The following is a 14,220-nucleotide window of genomic DNA, read 5'->3' on the forward strand; positions in this document are numbered from 1 at the left end:
CGCACCTTGGCAAGATGGCATGATACACAACTATAATTGCGTACCCATTCATACACTTAATGGCGATCTTATTGCGCTGGATCTCACAGCGGGCGAAGCAGATCACGCCCGCGAGACGTTGCCATCAACCAGACAGGACCCGGAAGCGCATCTGCTCGATCAGCTTTTGACCATTGAGTATTACGCGGACTATTTCCAGCAGCACGGTCTGCTGTGCTGCCTGACGATCAATTTTCAGCTGGCGAAAGCGGTCAGTCAGTCTGCATTTATTCAGCAAATCCTCAGCCATTTACCCTTCGTTCGTCTGAAATTATCCGAGGATTTCCCTAACCTTCACGACGGCCTGAATAATCCGCTGTTGCGCACGCTGATTGAACAGCTGAACATTCTGTGGCTGGACGATCTGGGGGCTGGCGATGCCAACCTCAATGCGCTGCAATCCAGGATGTTTGAAGCGGTGAAGCTGGACCGCCAGTTTTTTCTGGAAAACGTCTTTAAACCCTGGTTCAGTATTCTGATCGCCAATATCCGGCAGTACACCAACCGGGTCATTGTCGAAGGGGTGCAGAGTGAAATGCAGCTGAAAAAACTGGCCGACAGCAAAATCTGGGGCGTGCAGGGCTACTTCCTGCCGGTGCTGGCGCTGAAAGAGCTGGAAGATCCCGGCCGATAACCGAATAGGGTTTTAGCAGGCAGGGCGGGGCTAGACCACCTTAACTTGGTTGCCAATATAATAATTAAAAGCGCCCGTCATCACTTTATAGATGCAGGCGCCTATTGACCCGATCTTAATTAATTATTCTATGCCGTATTTCTTTTGCATTACAAATTGAGGTTCCTACCAGTTATATCCTCTGATTATGTGACCTTTTTCATTTTTTGCGAGCTTGCCTTCTTTTAAAAGTTTTTCAGTCGTTCGCAACAGTAAACCATTAGCGATAACCTCAAATTTATAGCGTACAAACCAGCGGTCAATATCTTGGTAAGAAAATTCTGGCATCAGATAAACAACAACATCTTCCACGCTTTCATTTTCAAACATTTTATTTTAATTAATCATTTATTATTCCTCTCGGCCGGAGCGTCGTCCAATGTATAAAATTATAATTTAAATTATGAGCTATACATTACATTTCAAGGTTAGGGTGAACATAACACATAGCTATATACTTCTATTTAAAACGGGATTTTAAGGGTTATGTTAATTGAGTATTTTGCAGTCTTTTGGAAATTTATGATGCTTATTAGTGCGATATTGGTAAATATATTTTTTTAAATTTAAATAATTTTTTGTGAAAAGAATAAGAGGTGAATCTTATGTTGATATAATCCACCTCAGTTTACTCTAATGGCACTTATATATTCACCACTTGTTTTTTTGGTAATTAAAAGCTACAAAGTAATCAAACTTGTTAATTTCTATTTCGTGTTTAAAGTACGGTTGTAAAACAGAAGCAAATCCCTGCTTCACTTCAAATTCACCATTGTTTATATCTTCTTCCACAGAAAGATCAAGACGTTCAATAACAGAAACGTCATCCCCTAAATCTTGTGAATATTCTTTCCCTGTAAATTCTTCTGTTTCTTTTTCAAACCAGTTTAACTTTAATTGTAGTCCCATTATTTAAGCCTCTTGCTAAAGGTATTTTTTGATGTTTCTTCCTGGAACAGGATCTTTCAATTGGTTTCCGTCTTTTGGATCAAAAGAACCTATATGCTGGCCATCACTGGCTCTATAACCTTCAATCTCACCATGCTGATAATCCCATTCATAAATTATTTTACCTTTATCGCCATACCATCTTGCTCGTTTTCCTCCACCGCTTTGTTTCGGAGTCTTGGGTTTTCCTTCCTTAAGGGGCCCTAGCCCTTTAATTTCCTGTGTTTTTGGCGCATTAAAATAATCATGCCCGTACTCTTTTTCACCTTTCCTGGTTTTTGGCTCACTTAGCATAACATATACAGGTTCCACAGCCGTGGCGCTGGCATCCAGTTGCCAGTATATAAAGTCTCTTACTTCCTCTTCGGCCACGGGGGTTGTAGTTATCTGTATATTATCGACTGCTTTAATTTCAGTGCCGGTATGAGTCGGCGTCGCAGGTACTGGTTGCGAAAGGGGAGGCACAGCATAATCAGCAGGATTGAGAGGGTCGCCCCCAGGGAGGATATGTGGGATTTCCATTACATCTGCTGCTTTTATTGTATCCTCCAAATAGGGATTAACAATTATTGTTCTGGAGGGATAATATTTGGTCGGCGGAAGTGTAATAATATCCAAACCAGTTTGTCTGTCACGCTCCGCCTTCACTATGTGTACATTTTTGGAAATGCCATTTTCACCTGTTTTGAACAGTTTTAATGCCAGATGACCATTCTCTTCGACCAGTGCCCCACGCACCGGTATTTCCACCATGTTCATTTCAGGCTGGATAACGCCTTGCCCTGCCAACAACTCAGCTTGTACCGTGAAGAGAGCGGCAGCATCAAGGCCTACCTTATCGCTATTCTTTCCGGCTTCCGTAGGCCAGAAACCCGCTACAATAACGCCCGCGATACTGCTTTTTGCCAGCAAACTTATGCCGGACTCTATAGCTTTTTTTAAAGCAGCGGTAGCGGCAGTATCGATTATGAGCGTACCTGCTCCTTCGGCAGCCAGCTGCATTCCGCCATAGGCGGCACGATTGAATGCCAGCGTGGTAGCTGCGCTCATTACTTTGGCAATATTTGTTAAATAAGGAGACGACTCAGAATATGATGGTTCCAGCCCTACTGCCGCTAAGGCGTTGGTGCGGGTGCGCTCCTCAGCTTTAAGCCGTTCTGTCTCAGCTAAACTGACGCCGGTAGCAGCTTGAACGGTTTTCTGGAACCGATCTCTTTCCTCTGTTCTGGCTTTTGCTGCGGCTTCTGCTTTAGCTCTTTCTTCTGCTCTGGCTCGCGCCTCAGCTTCTGCTCTTGCTTTCGCTTCAGCTTTGGCGCGTGCTTCAGCTTCTGTTCTGGCTCGCGCCTCAGCTTCTGCTCTTGCTTTCGCTTCAGCTTTGGCTCGCGCTTCAGCTTCCGCTCTGGCCCGTGCTTCACTCTCTGCTTTGGTTCGCGCCTCAGCTTCTGCTTTGGCTTGCGCCCTGGCGGTTGCTTCTGCACGGGCTACAGCGGCATCAAGTTGGGCTTTCTCCTGGCGAACCAGGTTTATTATTGCAATTTCTCTTTCTGCCAGTTGGGTCTGCTGCCGCGCCTTAGTGATCCTGCGGCCAGATTGCGTGCTGCTCGCCCATTTTGCATTGTCGGCAATGATTTTTTTTCAGCTCAGCGATTCGGGCGTTAGAGAGGTCCCCTTTATATTGTGCACCGAGGCTATACTCTCCGTTGTAGATACTGTTGACCCTGTTTTCACCGCTGTTGCCAAAATCATGAAGCAGATGGGCGGGAGCAGGGCCAAAATTAGAGCGGGCCGGATAATAACTTGTATATTTATCGCCAAGCGCTGTTATCGATAACGATATAAAAGAAGTATTCGATACACCGATAATCTCGCCATCTTCATTAATGTAATAGTAACCAAATTCAGCAGGTACTTTACCTTTTGCTCGGGCAAGGGCATCGCCAGCCGCGCGGAGTTCATCTGTCGCTTGAGATTTTCCGCTATTTGAAGATCCCCCATTGTCTCGATCGCCGCCATGTCCCTGGCTGCCGCCGCCCGGGCTGGGTTCACTTCCTCTTTCTGAACTCCAGTTGGTGCCATCGCCCGGGCCACCACCATAATTGAATCCCACCATAAAACTCTCCTTTGTTAGTATAAATAGTCCTTTAAAATCATATTAGTGATTTTATAATGTGTTTTTGCGTAGAAGAAAAATATATATATATTCATCGTGGGATAATGTGATCTGGATAATAATTTTCATAAACAAGACTATCAACAAAGCAGTGGGGTGTGGGGGTTAATAATTTTACGATACGCCTGTCTTTCTGATACCTTGTAAATGTGATGAACTTGTTACTTAAATTAATTAAGGTGATTTTTAATAAACATCTGGAAAGAAAAGGAGGTCTTTATTTAAAGGAAGAGGGGAGAGTGAAATTTATACAGGTTAAGCGGGAGTAGGGATTTATCTTTCTGGAAAGATTATCATACAACAGATAATTTTATTCAGAAGACCCGTTAAATTCATAAATTATGCACGATATTTTTTCGTCAATTATTTAACTTTTATGATCCATCTGCCAGGCTTTGTTGCAGCCTTTATAAAAAATCTGTGAAATTGCAATCGTATCAATTCTACGTGCTGGCGGACTGAAGAATATTCTTCAGCCGCTCTTAAATAACCCTAACCAGCCACTCTTAATAACCCTAACCTTTAAAGCTGTGCAGCCGGTTCATCGCTTTTAAACGATCTTCTTTCAGCCACACTTCCGTGCAGCGCGCCGCTTCGTCAATGGCGTTATCGATCAGCGTCTGTTCCGCTGCCTGAGGTTTACCCAGCACAAAACCCACCACTTTATTGCGATCGCCAGGATGACCAATGCCGATACGCAACCGATGAAAGTTGAGATTGTTACCCAACTTGCTGATGATATCTTTCAGGCCGTTATGGCCGCCATGTCCGCCGCCTTGCTTAAACTTCGCCACGCCGGGCGGGAGATCCAGCTCATCGTGCGCCACAAGGATCTCCTCCGGTGCGATACGGTAAAACGTCGCCATCGCGCCTACCGCTTTACCGCTCAGATTCATAAATGTGGTGGGCACCAGCAACCTGACATCTTCGCCAGCGATATTCAGCCGCGCGGTATAGCCATAAAATTTGCTCTCTTCCTTTAACGCCTGATTGTAGCGCTGCGCCAGTAAATCAACGTACCAGGCGCCTGCATTATGGCGGGTGGCGGCGTACTCAGCGCCGGGATTGGCAAGGCCTACAATCAGTTTAATGCTGCTCACTTGTCTGTTTTCCTGAGGAAGTGCGAGGGATCAGGCGCTAGTGTACCTGGCTGCGGCGAAGAACTCAAAATTGCGCGTGATAATGTGTCTGAAAAGCAATAGTTGATTAAGGTGATAATATGAATTCTATTAAAAAGCAGGCGCTTACGCGTAAAGTTTTGTCAAACTTTGTGCAGCAAATGTGATCTGACCCGCACCGCGCCGTTCAGCTATTGCATAAACTTATGACATCTGAACAAGGCTGGGAACGGGAGAGGAAGAATGAAACGTAAACATGCCAATCTGACCGGTAACGCACTGATGGTGCTGGGGCTGGTGGTAATGGTGGTGGGAGTAGGTTATTCCGTACTGAATCAGCTTCCTCAGCTCCACTTACCGCAGTTTATGGTGCAGGGTGCTATTTTCAGCATCTTTATTGGTGCGCTGTTATGGCTGGTGGGCGCGCGCATAAGCGGGCGCGAGAAAGTGTGCGACCGCTACTACTGGGTTCGTCATTATGGCGACGAGCGCTGCAGAAGATCGAACGGGCACGGCCACCACTAACCTTAACGCCTCCGACCAACGCCTCTTTGATAAGAGGCGTTTTGCTTTGAGCGCCTGGGGTAAAATATCTGCTCAGGCGCCGGTTGCGCTCAGTACTTTAGCGCTCTCCGGCTCGTCAGGCTGAAAACGTATCACCCGGTTCCGTCCCAGAGCTTTAGCCTGATAGAGAGCTTCATCCGCAGCCACCATCAGCGGCGCCACTGAGCGATCGCTCTCATTACAGCTCGCTACGCCAATGCTCACGGTATAATGCACTCCTTCAGGCTGGGAGCTTGCAACTGCATGGCGGATTTTCTCCGCACAGCGCACACCATCCTCTTCGCTTAACATGACAATGGCGGCAAATTCTTCCCCGCCCAGTCGGGCAAAAACGCTTCTGGCGGGCATCAGTTGCTCTACCCGGGTACAAAAATCAATTAATACCCGGTCGCCCTGATTGTGACCGAACCGGTCATTGATGCTTTTGAAATAGTCGAGGTCGAACAGCATGATGGTCAGCGGCTGCGATGTTTTGTCACACTGACGTCCCATCGCTTCGCCCTGTTCAAACAGCGCCCTGCGGTTCCAGATGCCGGTGAGAGGATCGAGCAGGGAAGCATTTTTATACTGGATCTGCGTCCGCTCATTTACCATCGCCAGCATGGCAAAGGTCAGCCCAATCACCATCAGGATGGACTCCATAATCACGTAAACCGAGAAGGTGGAGCCGCCAATCGCACCATGCAGCGGGCTGGCAACGCCGCCATCCATCACGCCTCTGACAACATGAAACAGCAGATGGATCCAGAGCAGTAATTGCGCAGGCCAGTAGGTGACGGGAAGGGTGGCCCGTGAACGGTGCAGCTCCACGATCATCCAGCCGGTATAAATCACGCAGAACACGCAGACGGCCAGGATACGGCGCGGCATGGAGTGATAAAACGCCGGAGAGAGGCAAAGCAGAACCCAGATCAGCGGGCCCAGCGTCCAGAGCCATCCGCAGGAGGCGCCCCGAAAAGCGCGGAAGGCCATGACCAGCAGACTGTAGGCCAGCATCACCAGCAGATTCCCAACGGCTACGGGCAGGAATAGGTGCCCCTCGCTGCGCAGGCTGCTCAAAAATACGGCGACGATAGTGACGCTCAGCGACAGGCACTGAAAGCCTAACACACGACTGTACTGCGACCCTTTCCAGGCAAACACCATAATGATGCAGAGGAAGAACAGCACATAGAGCTCGCAAACGAAGAGGGTATAGACGTCGAGCGTCATAGTAAGAAGATTCCTGGCGGGGCGGTTCAGGCAAAATATCACTAATGATTACAAGCCAAAAGAGCTGGCAGGGCGCTTTGCGAAAAATAATTACGGCTGGTGATAATTAAGGCAAATGCGGCAATAACAAAGAGGAAAAATAAGCGGCGTGGAATTTAAAAAAGGTTAATGACCCGTGACAGAATGGATACCCGTAAAGCTAAAAGCGGGACGGGCGAACCCGTCCCCCTCTGGCTATCAATGCTCGAACATTGCAGAGATAGACTCTTCGTTGCTGATACGACGAATCGCTTCAGCCAGCATGCCTGACAGCGTTAACGTACGGACGTTTGGCAGGGCTTTGATCTCTTCCGGCAGCGGAATGGTGTCGCAAACCACCACTTCGTCGATTACGGAATGACGCAGGTTTTCTACGGCATTACCGGAGAAAATCGGGTGAGTAGCGTAAGCGAATACACGCTTAGCGCCACGCTCCTTCAGGGCCTCAGCGGCTTTGCACAGGGTGCCACCGGTGTCGATCATGTCATCCACCAGCACGCAGTCACGACCAGCGACGTCACCGATGATATGCATCACCTGAGAAACGTTAGCACGTGGGCGGCGTTTATCGATGATCGCCATATCGGTGTCGTTCAACAGCTTAGCGATAGCGCGGGCACGAACCACGCCACCGATGTCCGGAGAGACCACAATCGGGTTCTCTAAACCAATCTGCAGCATATCTTCCAGCAGGATCGGGCTACCAAATACGTTATCAACCGGGACGTCAAAGAAGCCCTGAATCTGTTCAGCATGCAGATCCACAGTCAGTACGCGATCGACACCTACGCTGGAGAGGAAGTCAGCAACCACTTTGGCCGTAATAGGTACACGAGCGGAACGTACACGACGATCCTGACGGGCGTAGCCAAAATAGGGGATGACGGCAGTAATACGGCCAGCGGATGCACGGCGCAGGGCATCTACCATCACAACCAGTTCCATCAGGTTGTCATTGGTAGGGGCACAGGTGGACTGGATGATGAAAATATCACCACCGCGTACATTTTCATTAATTTGTACGCTTACTTCGCCATCACTAAAACGGCCGACGGCGGCATCGCCCAGGCTGGTGTAAAGGCGGTTGGCAATACGTTGTGCTAGTTCGGGTGTGGCGTTACCAGCAAAAAGCTTCATATCAGGCACGAGAAGAACCTCAGGCTTTGCGTCCAGAGAATGAACATCATCGTTAGCGGCACTGGGCGGAATACCGTAACGACGGTTTCATACGGGTATAGTCATCTACGTGCAGCATCAGGAACGGGGCGATGCTGTCACGGTCACTCTGATAGCTCTGAAAGGCGGCGGTGCAGCGGCGAAACGTTAACGCCTCGCGCAACAAAGCGCTGCCACTCTTTCGGAACCAGCTCAAACACCTGACGGGCAGCAGACTCGGTGTCGAATTCAGCAAACACACAAGCGCCGGTCCCGGTCAGGCGCGACGGCGCGTATTCTAGCAGCCAGGAAACAAGCTGTTCAACCTCGCGAAAACGTTTTCTTACTACTGGCTCACAATCATTGCGGAATTCAGTGCGTAATAACTCACTGATTTCACGAGCTGGCGTGTGCCGAATCAGCTCAGGATCGTTGAATACAGCCGGCGTGGAAATGTTAACGCCGGGGTGGACAACAAGATACCATTTTTCTTCCGGCGACACCGGAGTCAATTTTTCACCCACCCCCTGCGCGAAGGCGGCGAAGCCTTCGACGAACACCGGCACATCCGCGCCCAGCGCCAGTCCCCATGCGGCCAGTTCGTGCAGCGAGAAGCCCGTTTGCCACTGGTGGTTAAGGGCAACCAGCACGGTGGCGGCATCTGACGAGCCGCCGCCCAATCCGCCGCCCATGGGTAAACGCTTGTCGATAGCCAGGGCTGCACCAGCATTGTCGGGCAGCGTGCCGCGAGCCTGAGCATGCTGGTGCAGGAGTTTTGCCGCGCGAACAATTAAATTTTCTTCTTCAGGCACACCCTCAACCGGCGTCAGCAGGCTGATTTTACCGCTGGCGTTGGTTTCAATGGTCAGCGTATCGCCATAATCAACAAACTGAAACAGCGTCTGCAAATTGTGGTAGCCGTCAGAACGACGGCCGGTGATATAGAGAAATAAATTGAGTTTCGCAGGCGCAGGCCAGGCCAGGCGGCTGCTTACGGCGGTCAGGGTCTTACCTTCACTCATTTAACGATCCAGCTGTCCATTTTCAGTTTGATGCGCTGGTTGCCCTGTTTCAGTTCCAGATTGGAAGGCAGCGTGGGGTTCTGTTTGCTGTCGTAACCCTGATAGGTCACCTGCCACTGCTGGCCGTCACGGCTGTAGTTAACCGAACGCAAGCGGTATTGATCGTCCAGCGCGTAATCCGTAGAGTCGCCCGGCAGGCCTACCATCCACTGGCGCAGGCTGTTCAGCGGAATATCCATGCCGGTGAGCTGCGAAATCATTTTCTCTGCATCGTTGCTGGTATAGCGCTTGCCTTTATTGTCCACTAACTGCACTACGCTGCCCTGCGCGTCCAGCTGCAGCTCAGTGCTGCCCAGCGGATTAGTCAGGATCAGCCGGTAGCGATCCGGCGCGGTCTGCTGCCAGTTAAAACGTGCATAGACTTTCTGGCTATCGGAAAGATAGGCAAAAGCGCCGCGGGTTTGATACTGAGTGATTTTTTCGACAGCCTGCTGGTGCTGCTGCCATTGAGGGGAGGTCACGCTCTGCCCGGGACCCTGGGGTTTATTGATGCTGCAGGCGGTCAGCAGCAGGCCGGCAAGCGGGAGAAGCCGCATCAGGCGGCGATTCTGCATAAACATTAGGGGTCAACTCCTCAGACTCCGAAAGGGCTTTCTTGCCCAAAGTAACCGTTCAAGCTAACCAGCCAAACCGGCGGCGTCAATGCTCAATTTGTCTTATTTGATGCTTAATAGCTATATCTTGTTACAGCGAACGGTGAACGATGGCTTTTCTTGATCTCGCGCATCTTGTAGAATGCGCCTCACAAAACCCTATCAACAGTGGGATAACCCCTACCTAATCACCATGACCCTGCTTGCACTCGGAATTAATCACAAAACAGCACCAGTGGCACTGCGTGAACGCGTGACGTTCTCGCCAGATACGCTGGATCAGGCCCTGAGCAGCCTGCTGGCCCAGCCGCTGGTCCAGGGCGGCGTCGTGTTGTCTACGTGTAACCGAACCGAGCTCTATCTCAGCGTGGAGCAGCAGGAGAACCTGCAGGAAGAGCTGGTGAAGTGGCTGTGTGATTATCATCATCTGAGTGCCGAAGAGGTGCGTAAAAGCCTCTACTGGCACCATGATAATGAAGCGGTAAGCCACCTGATGCGCGTGGCAAGCGGGCTGGACTCACTGGTGTTAGGGGAGCCGCAGATCCTGGGGCAGGTGAAGAAAGCCTTTGCGGATTCCCACCGCGGGCAGCCCATCGCCAGCGAACTGGAGCGGATGTTCCAGAAATCTTTCTCTGTAGCCAAGCGCGTCCGAACAGAAACGGAGATCGGCGCCAGCGCCGTTTCCGTGGCCTTTGCGGCCTGTACGCTGGCACGGCAAATCTTTGAATCTCTGGCGGATGTCACCGTACTGCTGGTGGGCGCCGGGGAAACTATCGAGCTGGCTGCGCGGCACCTGCGCGAGCACAGCGTCAAAAAATTGATTATCGCTAACCGTACCCGTGAACGCGCCCAGACGCTGGCTGATGAAGTGGGGGCGGAAGTGATTGGCCTGGCGGATATCGACGCCCGTCTGGCTGAGGCTGACATCATCATCAGCTCCACCGCCAGCCCGCTGCCGATTATCGGCAAGGGGATGATGGAGCGCGCGCTGAAAAAGCGCCGTAACCAGCCGATGCTACTGGTGGATATCGCCGTTCCGCGCGATGTAGAGCCGGAAGTAGGCAAGCTCGCCAACGCCTATCTCTACAGCGTGGATGACCTGCAGGCCATTATCGAAAGCAATATGGCGCAGCGTAAAGCCGCCGCTGTTCAGGCTGAAACCATCGTCCTGCAGGAAAGCGGCGAATTTATGTCCTGGCTCCGTGCGCAAAGCGCGGTCGATACCATTCGCGACTACCGCTCTCAGGCTGAACAGGTTCGTGCAGAACTGGAAGCGCGCGCCGCTCTGGCTCTGCAGCAGGGCGCCGATCCGCTGGAAGTGATGCGCGACCTCGCCCATAAACTCACCAACCGGCTGATCCACGCGCCAACCAAATCTCTTCAGCAGGCTGCCCGTGACGGGGATGACGAACGCCTGCAGATTTTACGCGACAGCCTTGGGCTGGATTAGCGTTTCGCCACATGATTACAAGGTAAAACAAAACCAATGAAGCCTTCTATTGTCGCCAAACTGGAAGCCTTGCAGGAACGCCATGAAGAAGTTGAGGCGATGCTGGGTGATGCTGGCGTCATTGCCGATCAGGATCGTTTCCGCGCGCTCTCCCGTGAATATGCTCAGCTCACCGACGTCAGCCAGTGCTTTGGTAAATGGCAGCAAAATCAGGAAGATATTGCCGCTGCGGAAGAGATGCTGGATGACCCGGAAATGCGCGATATGGCGCAGGAGGAGCTGAAAGAGGCTCGTGCCGCCAGTGAAGCGCTGGAGCAGGAGTTGCAGGTTCTGCTGCTGCCAAAAGATCCGGATGATGAACGTAACTGTTATCTGGAAGTGCGTGCCGGAACCGGCGGAGATGAAGCGGCAATTTTTGCCGGCGACCTGTTCCGTATGTACAGCCGCTACGCGGAAATGCGCCGCTGGAAAGTGGAGATCATGAGCGCTAACGAAGGCGAACATGGCGGCTATAAAGAGGTGATCGCCAAAGTGATCGGTGAGGGCGCCTACGGTCGCCTGAAGTTTGAGTCGGGCGGTCATCGCGTGCAGCGCGTGCCGGAAACCGAATCTCAGGGCCGGATCCACACTTCCGCCTGCACCGTCGCCGTGATGCCGGAGCTGCCTGAAGCAGAGATGCCGGAAATTAACGCGGGCGATCTGAAAATTGATACCTTCCGCTCATCGGGAGCGGGCGGTCAGCACGTTAACACCACCGACTCGGCAATCCGTATTACCCACCTGCCGACCGGTATTGTGGTGGAGTGCCAGGATGAGCGCTCGCAGCATAAAAACAAAGCGAAGGCGTTAGCCGTGCTTGGCGCGCGTATCCGTGCTGCGGAAACGGCCAGGCAGCATCAGGAAGAGGCCTCCACCAGGCGTAACCTGCTGGGAACGGGCGACCGTTCTGACCGCAACCGTACCTACAACTATCCGCAGGGCCGGATTACCGATCACCGCATCAACCTGACGCTGTACCGTCTGGACGAAGCGATGCAGGGCAAGCTGGATATGCTGATTGAGCCTATTGTGCAGGAATATCAGGCGGATCAGCTGGCCGCGCTCTCTGGTCAGGAATAATGATTGTTCGCCAGTGGCTGCGGGCGGCCATTGCCCAACTGTCCGCAAGCGAAAGCCCGAAACGGGATGCCGAAATCCTGCTGAGTTATGTCACCGGCCGCTCCCGCAGCTGGATCATCGCCTTTGACGAGAGCGAGCTTACCCCTGAACAGCTCAGCCGCCTGGCTGAGCTGCTGGCTCGCCGGGCTGACGGCGAGCCGATAGCTTATCTGACCGGTGAACGCGAGTTCTGGTCATTATCCCTCAGCGTTTCGCCCGACACGCTGATCCCCCGTCCCGATACTGAACTGCTGGTTGAACAGGCGCTGGCCCATCTTCCGCCGCACGCCGTGGAGATCCTCGATCTTGGCACCGGCACCGGCGCCATTGCGTTAGCGCTTGCCAGCGAGCGGCCAGAGTGCCGGGTAACGGGCGTGGACAGGATTGCCGCAGCGGTAACGCTGGCAGAGAGCAATGCGCGACGGCTGGCAATCAGCAACGCGCAGTTTCGCCTCAGTAACTGGTTCAGCGCCGTAGCAGGCGAGCAGTTCTCCCTGATTGTCAGCAATCCCCCCTATATCGACCAGGCTGACCACCATCTCCGGCAGGGCGATGTGCGGTTTGAACCAGAGAGTGCGCTGGTGGCGAGCGATAATGGCCTGGCGGATCTCAAATGGATTGCGGAAAATGCCGGAGAGCATCTGCTCCCCGGCGGCTGGCTACTGTTTGAACATGGCTGGCAACAGGCTGAACAGGTACGGACGATCCTGCGCGAAAACAAGTTTACCGCGATTGAAACCTGTCAGGATTATGGCGGCAACGATCGCGTGACGCTGGCGCAGAAACCGTAAACAAGGAAAAGAGCATGGCCGAGTGGTACAGTTCCATTAAAACCCTTCATCTCATCACTGTTGCAGTAACGGCAGTGCTGTTCCTGATCCGATTTTACTGGCTACAGACCGGGTCATTGATGCTGCAACAGCGGTGGGTACGAATTTTGCCGCACCTCAATGACACACTGCTGCTGGTTTCCGGTATCCTGCTGGTTACGATAACCCACTTTTATCCATTCAGCCCGCAAGGTGCCTGGCTGACTGAGAAGCTTTTTGGCGTTATTATCTATATTGTGCTCGGGGCGATTGCGCTCGGGCGCAGGCCACGCGCACAAAAAGTGCGCTGGATAGCATTTATCGTGGCGGTGGTCGCCCTGGTGCTTATCTGTCAACTGGCCACATCGAAAATGCCATTGTTGGGGAGTTTATGACGTCGATAGCAAATGTTGATCTCACAGCGTTGCCGCTGTGCGAGGCAGTGATAGCCGCTACCCAGGCTATCCGCCCCGATTTTCCTGCTGAAGACGTGAAAAAGCAGTTAGCGGTGCTGGTAGAAGAGGCCCGCTCAGCCATTCCACAGCAGTTGCAGCAGGAAACGCAGCTTGAAAAATTGATCGAGCTGTTCTGGAAAAAATGGGGCTTTGGCGGTGCAAGCGGCGTTTATCGCCTTTCAGACACGCTGTGGCTCGATAACGTGCTCAGAACCCGTCAGGGCACGGCTGTTTCGCTGGGTATCCTGTTCCTGCATATTGCCGAACAACTTTCCCTTCCGCTGATGCCCGTTATCTTTCCTACCCAGCTGATCCTGCGCGCGGACTGGATTGACGAAGATATGTGGCTTATCAATCCGTTCAATGGCGACACGCTGGATGAACACACGCTGGAAGTGTGGCTGAAGGGCAACATCGGGCCGGTAGCGGAGCTGTATGATGACGATCTGCAGGAAGCGGAGCCGCAGCTGGTGCTGAACAAAATGCTCGATACGCTGAAGTCAGCGCTGATGGAAGAGAAGCAGATGGAGCTGGCGTTGCAGGTCAGCCAGGTGCTGGTGCAGATGGATCCGGAAGATCCCTATGAGATACGCGACCGCGGACTGATTTTCGCTCAGCTGGATTGTGAACATGTGGCGCTCAGCGATCTGACCTATTTTGTTGAGCAGTGCCCGGAAGATCCGGTCAGCGAAATGATCAAGCTGCAGATCCACTCCATCGAACAAAAACAGTTTACGCTGCACTAATTTATACGC

General features: G+C 52.0%; 16 protein-coding genes. 7 read left to right on the forward strand and 9 right to left on the reverse strand.

Annotation, left to right across the window (positions count from 1 at the left end; translation table 11 throughout):
• Positions 1–19: 19 nt before the first annotated feature.
• Positions 20–673, forward strand: a complete 654-nt coding sequence (locus Q3V30_RS08780) for an EAL domain-containing protein (protein WP_306212390.1) — start codon at positions 20–22, stop codon at positions 671–673.
• A 165-nt stretch (positions 674–838) separates the two neighbouring features.
• On the opposite strand, the gene Q3V30_RS08785 is transcribed toward Q3V30_RS08780, so the two are convergent.
• From Q3V30_RS08785 to pth, 5 genes are all read right to left on the reverse strand, one after another.
• A complete protein-coding gene (locus Q3V30_RS08785) occupies positions 839–1,042 on the reverse strand; it encodes an immunity protein (RefSeq protein ID WP_306212392.1) in 204 nt (67 codons plus the stop codon).
• A 321-nt stretch (positions 1,043–1,363) separates the two neighbouring features.
• Complete coding sequence (locus tag Q3V30_RS08790; RefSeq protein WP_306212394.1) at positions 1,364–1,621, reverse strand: colicin E3-like toxin immunity protein; 258 nt, start codon at positions 1,619–1,621, stop codon at positions 1,364–1,366.
• Positions 1,622–1,636: 15 nt separating this feature from the next.
• Positions 1,637–2,710: a colicin E3/pyocin S6 family cytotoxin gene (locus Q3V30_RS08795; protein WP_306212396.1), complete on the reverse strand. Its 1,074-nt coding sequence runs from the start codon at positions 2,708–2,710 to the stop codon at positions 1,637–1,639.
• A gap of 520 nt (positions 2,711–3,230) precedes the next feature.
• Entirely contained in the window at positions 3,231–3,770 is a 540-nt protein-coding gene (locus Q3V30_RS08800; RefSeq protein WP_306212398.1) for a hypothetical protein, read from the reverse strand.
• Between the two features lie 575 nt (positions 3,771–4,345).
• Positions 4,346–4,930 carry an aminoacyl-tRNA hydrolase gene (gene pth / locus Q3V30_RS08805; RefSeq protein ID WP_306212400.1) on the reverse strand — a complete coding sequence of 195 codons (585 nt, stop codon included), beginning with the start codon at positions 4,928–4,930 and terminating at the stop codon, positions 4,346–4,348.
• Positions 4,931–5,191: 261 nt separating this feature from the next.
• Here pth and ychH point away from each other — a divergent pair, with 261 nt between their 5' ends.
• The gene (gene ychH, locus Q3V30_RS08810) at positions 5,192–5,473 is read left to right on the forward strand and encodes a stress-induced protein YchH (protein WP_306212402.1); all 282 of its coding nucleotides are present in this window, start codon (positions 5,192–5,194) and stop codon (positions 5,471–5,473) included.
• A 72-nt stretch (positions 5,474–5,545) separates the two neighbouring features.
• Here the strand turns inward: ychH and Q3V30_RS08815 are convergent, their stop codons facing one another.
• The 4 genes from Q3V30_RS08815 to lolB all read right to left on the reverse strand — a co-directional run bounded on the left by Q3V30_RS08815 (position 5,546) and on the right by lolB (position 9,560).
• Positions 5,546–6,724: a GGDEF domain-containing protein gene (locus Q3V30_RS08815; RefSeq protein ID WP_306212404.1), complete on the reverse strand. Its 1,179-nt coding sequence runs from the start codon at positions 6,722–6,724 to the stop codon at positions 5,546–5,548.
• Positions 6,725–6,961: 237 nt separating this feature from the next.
• Complete coding sequence (gene prs, locus Q3V30_RS08820) at positions 6,962–7,909, reverse strand: ribose-phosphate diphosphokinase (RefSeq protein ID WP_124232585.1); 948 nt, start codon at positions 7,907–7,909, stop codon at positions 6,962–6,964.
• 134 nt (positions 7,910–8,043) lie between these two features.
• Positions 8,044–8,940, reverse strand: a complete 897-nt coding sequence (gene ispE, locus Q3V30_RS08825; RefSeq protein ID WP_306212407.1) for a 4-(cytidine 5'-diphospho)-2-C-methyl-D-erythritol kinase — start codon at positions 8,938–8,940, stop codon at positions 8,044–8,046.
• Complete coding sequence (gene lolB / locus Q3V30_RS08830) at positions 8,937–9,560, reverse strand: lipoprotein insertase outer membrane protein LolB (RefSeq protein WP_306212409.1); 624 nt, start codon at positions 9,558–9,560, stop codon at positions 8,937–8,939. The genes ispE and lolB overlap by 4 nt, the downstream gene beginning before the upstream one ends.
• Positions 9,561–9,786: 226 nt before the next feature.
• Here lolB and hemA point away from each other — a divergent pair, with 226 nt between their 5' ends.
• The 5 genes from hemA to sirB1 are packed head-to-tail and all read left to right on the forward strand — an operon-like array spanning position 9,787 to position 14,211.
• The gene (hemA, locus tag Q3V30_RS08835; RefSeq protein ID WP_306213140.1) at positions 9,787–11,043 is read left to right on the forward strand and encodes a glutamyl-tRNA reductase; all 1,257 of its coding nucleotides are present in this window, start codon (positions 9,787–9,789) and stop codon (positions 11,041–11,043) included.
• 36 nt (positions 11,044–11,079) lie between these two features.
• Complete coding sequence (gene prfA, locus Q3V30_RS08840) at positions 11,080–12,162, forward strand: peptide chain release factor 1 (protein WP_306212411.1); 1,083 nt, start codon at positions 11,080–11,082, stop codon at positions 12,160–12,162.
• On the forward strand, positions 12,162–12,992 hold the full coding sequence (gene prmC / locus Q3V30_RS08845; protein WP_306212413.1) for a peptide chain release factor N(5)-glutamine methyltransferase: 831 nt from the start codon (positions 12,162–12,164) through the stop codon (positions 12,990–12,992). Before prfA ends, prmC begins: the two co-directional genes overlap by 1 nt.
• A 14-nt stretch (positions 12,993–13,006) precedes the next feature.
• Positions 13,007–13,405 carry a SirB2 family protein gene (locus tag Q3V30_RS08850; RefSeq protein ID WP_306212415.1) on the forward strand — a complete coding sequence of 133 codons (399 nt, stop codon included), beginning with the start codon at positions 13,007–13,009 and terminating at the stop codon, positions 13,403–13,405.
• Positions 13,402–14,211 (forward strand): invasion regulator SirB1, encoded by an 810-nt coding sequence (gene sirB1, locus Q3V30_RS08855; protein WP_306212417.1) that lies wholly within the window; start codon positions 13,402–13,404, stop codon positions 14,209–14,211. Before Q3V30_RS08850 ends, sirB1 begins: the two co-directional genes overlap by 4 nt.
• Positions 14,212–14,220: the final 9 nt, after the last annotated feature.

This window comes from Erwinia pyri, from assembly GCF_030758455.1.
Classification (GTDB): Bacteria; Pseudomonadota; Gammaproteobacteria; order Enterobacterales; family Enterobacteriaceae; genus Erwinia; species Erwinia pyri.

Excerpts from the sequence above, each read along its gene's own strand:
- Q3V30_RS08780 (WP_306212390.1), top strand. The coding sequence starts at position 20 with ATGATACACAACTATAATTGCGTACCCATTCATACACTTAATGGCGAT.
- Q3V30_RS08785 (WP_306212392.1), bottom strand. The coding sequence starts at position 1,042 with ATGTTTGAAAATGAAAGCGTGGAAGATGTTGTTGTTTATCTGATGCCA.
- Q3V30_RS08790 (WP_306212394.1), bottom strand. The coding sequence starts at position 1,621 with ATGGGACTACAATTAAAGTTAAACTGGTTTGAAAAAGAAACAGAAGAA.
- Q3V30_RS08795 (WP_306212396.1), bottom strand. The coding sequence starts at position 2,710 with ATGAGCGCAGCTACCACGCTGGCATTCAATCGTGCCGCCTATGGCGGA.
- Q3V30_RS08800 (WP_306212398.1), bottom strand. The coding sequence starts at position 3,770 with ATGGTGGGATTCAATTATGGTGGTGGCCCGGGCGATGGCACCAACTGG.
- ychH (WP_306212402.1), top strand. The coding sequence starts at position 5,192 with ATGAAACGTAAACATGCCAATCTGACCGGTAACGCACTGATGGTGCTG.
- Q3V30_RS08815 (WP_306212404.1), bottom strand. The coding sequence starts at position 6,724 with ATGACGCTCGACGTCTATACCCTCTTCGTTTGCGAGCTCTATGTGCTG.
- ispE (WP_306212407.1), bottom strand. The coding sequence starts at position 8,940 with ATGAGTGAAGGTAAGACCCTGACCGCCGTAAGCAGCCGCCTGGCCTGG.
- lolB (WP_306212409.1), bottom strand. The coding sequence starts at position 9,560 with ATGTTTATGCAGAATCGCCGCCTGATGCGGCTTCTCCCGCTTGCCGGC.
- hemA (WP_306213140.1), top strand. The coding sequence starts at position 9,787 with ATGACCCTGCTTGCACTCGGAATTAATCACAAAACAGCACCAGTGGCA.
- prfA (WP_306212411.1), top strand. The coding sequence starts at position 11,080 with ATGAAGCCTTCTATTGTCGCCAAACTGGAAGCCTTGCAGGAACGCCAT.
- prmC (WP_306212413.1), top strand. The coding sequence starts at position 12,162 with ATGATTGTTCGCCAGTGGCTGCGGGCGGCCATTGCCCAACTGTCCGCA.
- Q3V30_RS08850 (WP_306212415.1), top strand. The coding sequence starts at position 13,007 with ATGGCCGAGTGGTACAGTTCCATTAAAACCCTTCATCTCATCACTGTT.
- sirB1 (WP_306212417.1), top strand. The coding sequence starts at position 13,402 with ATGACGTCGATAGCAAATGTTGATCTCACAGCGTTGCCGCTGTGCGAG.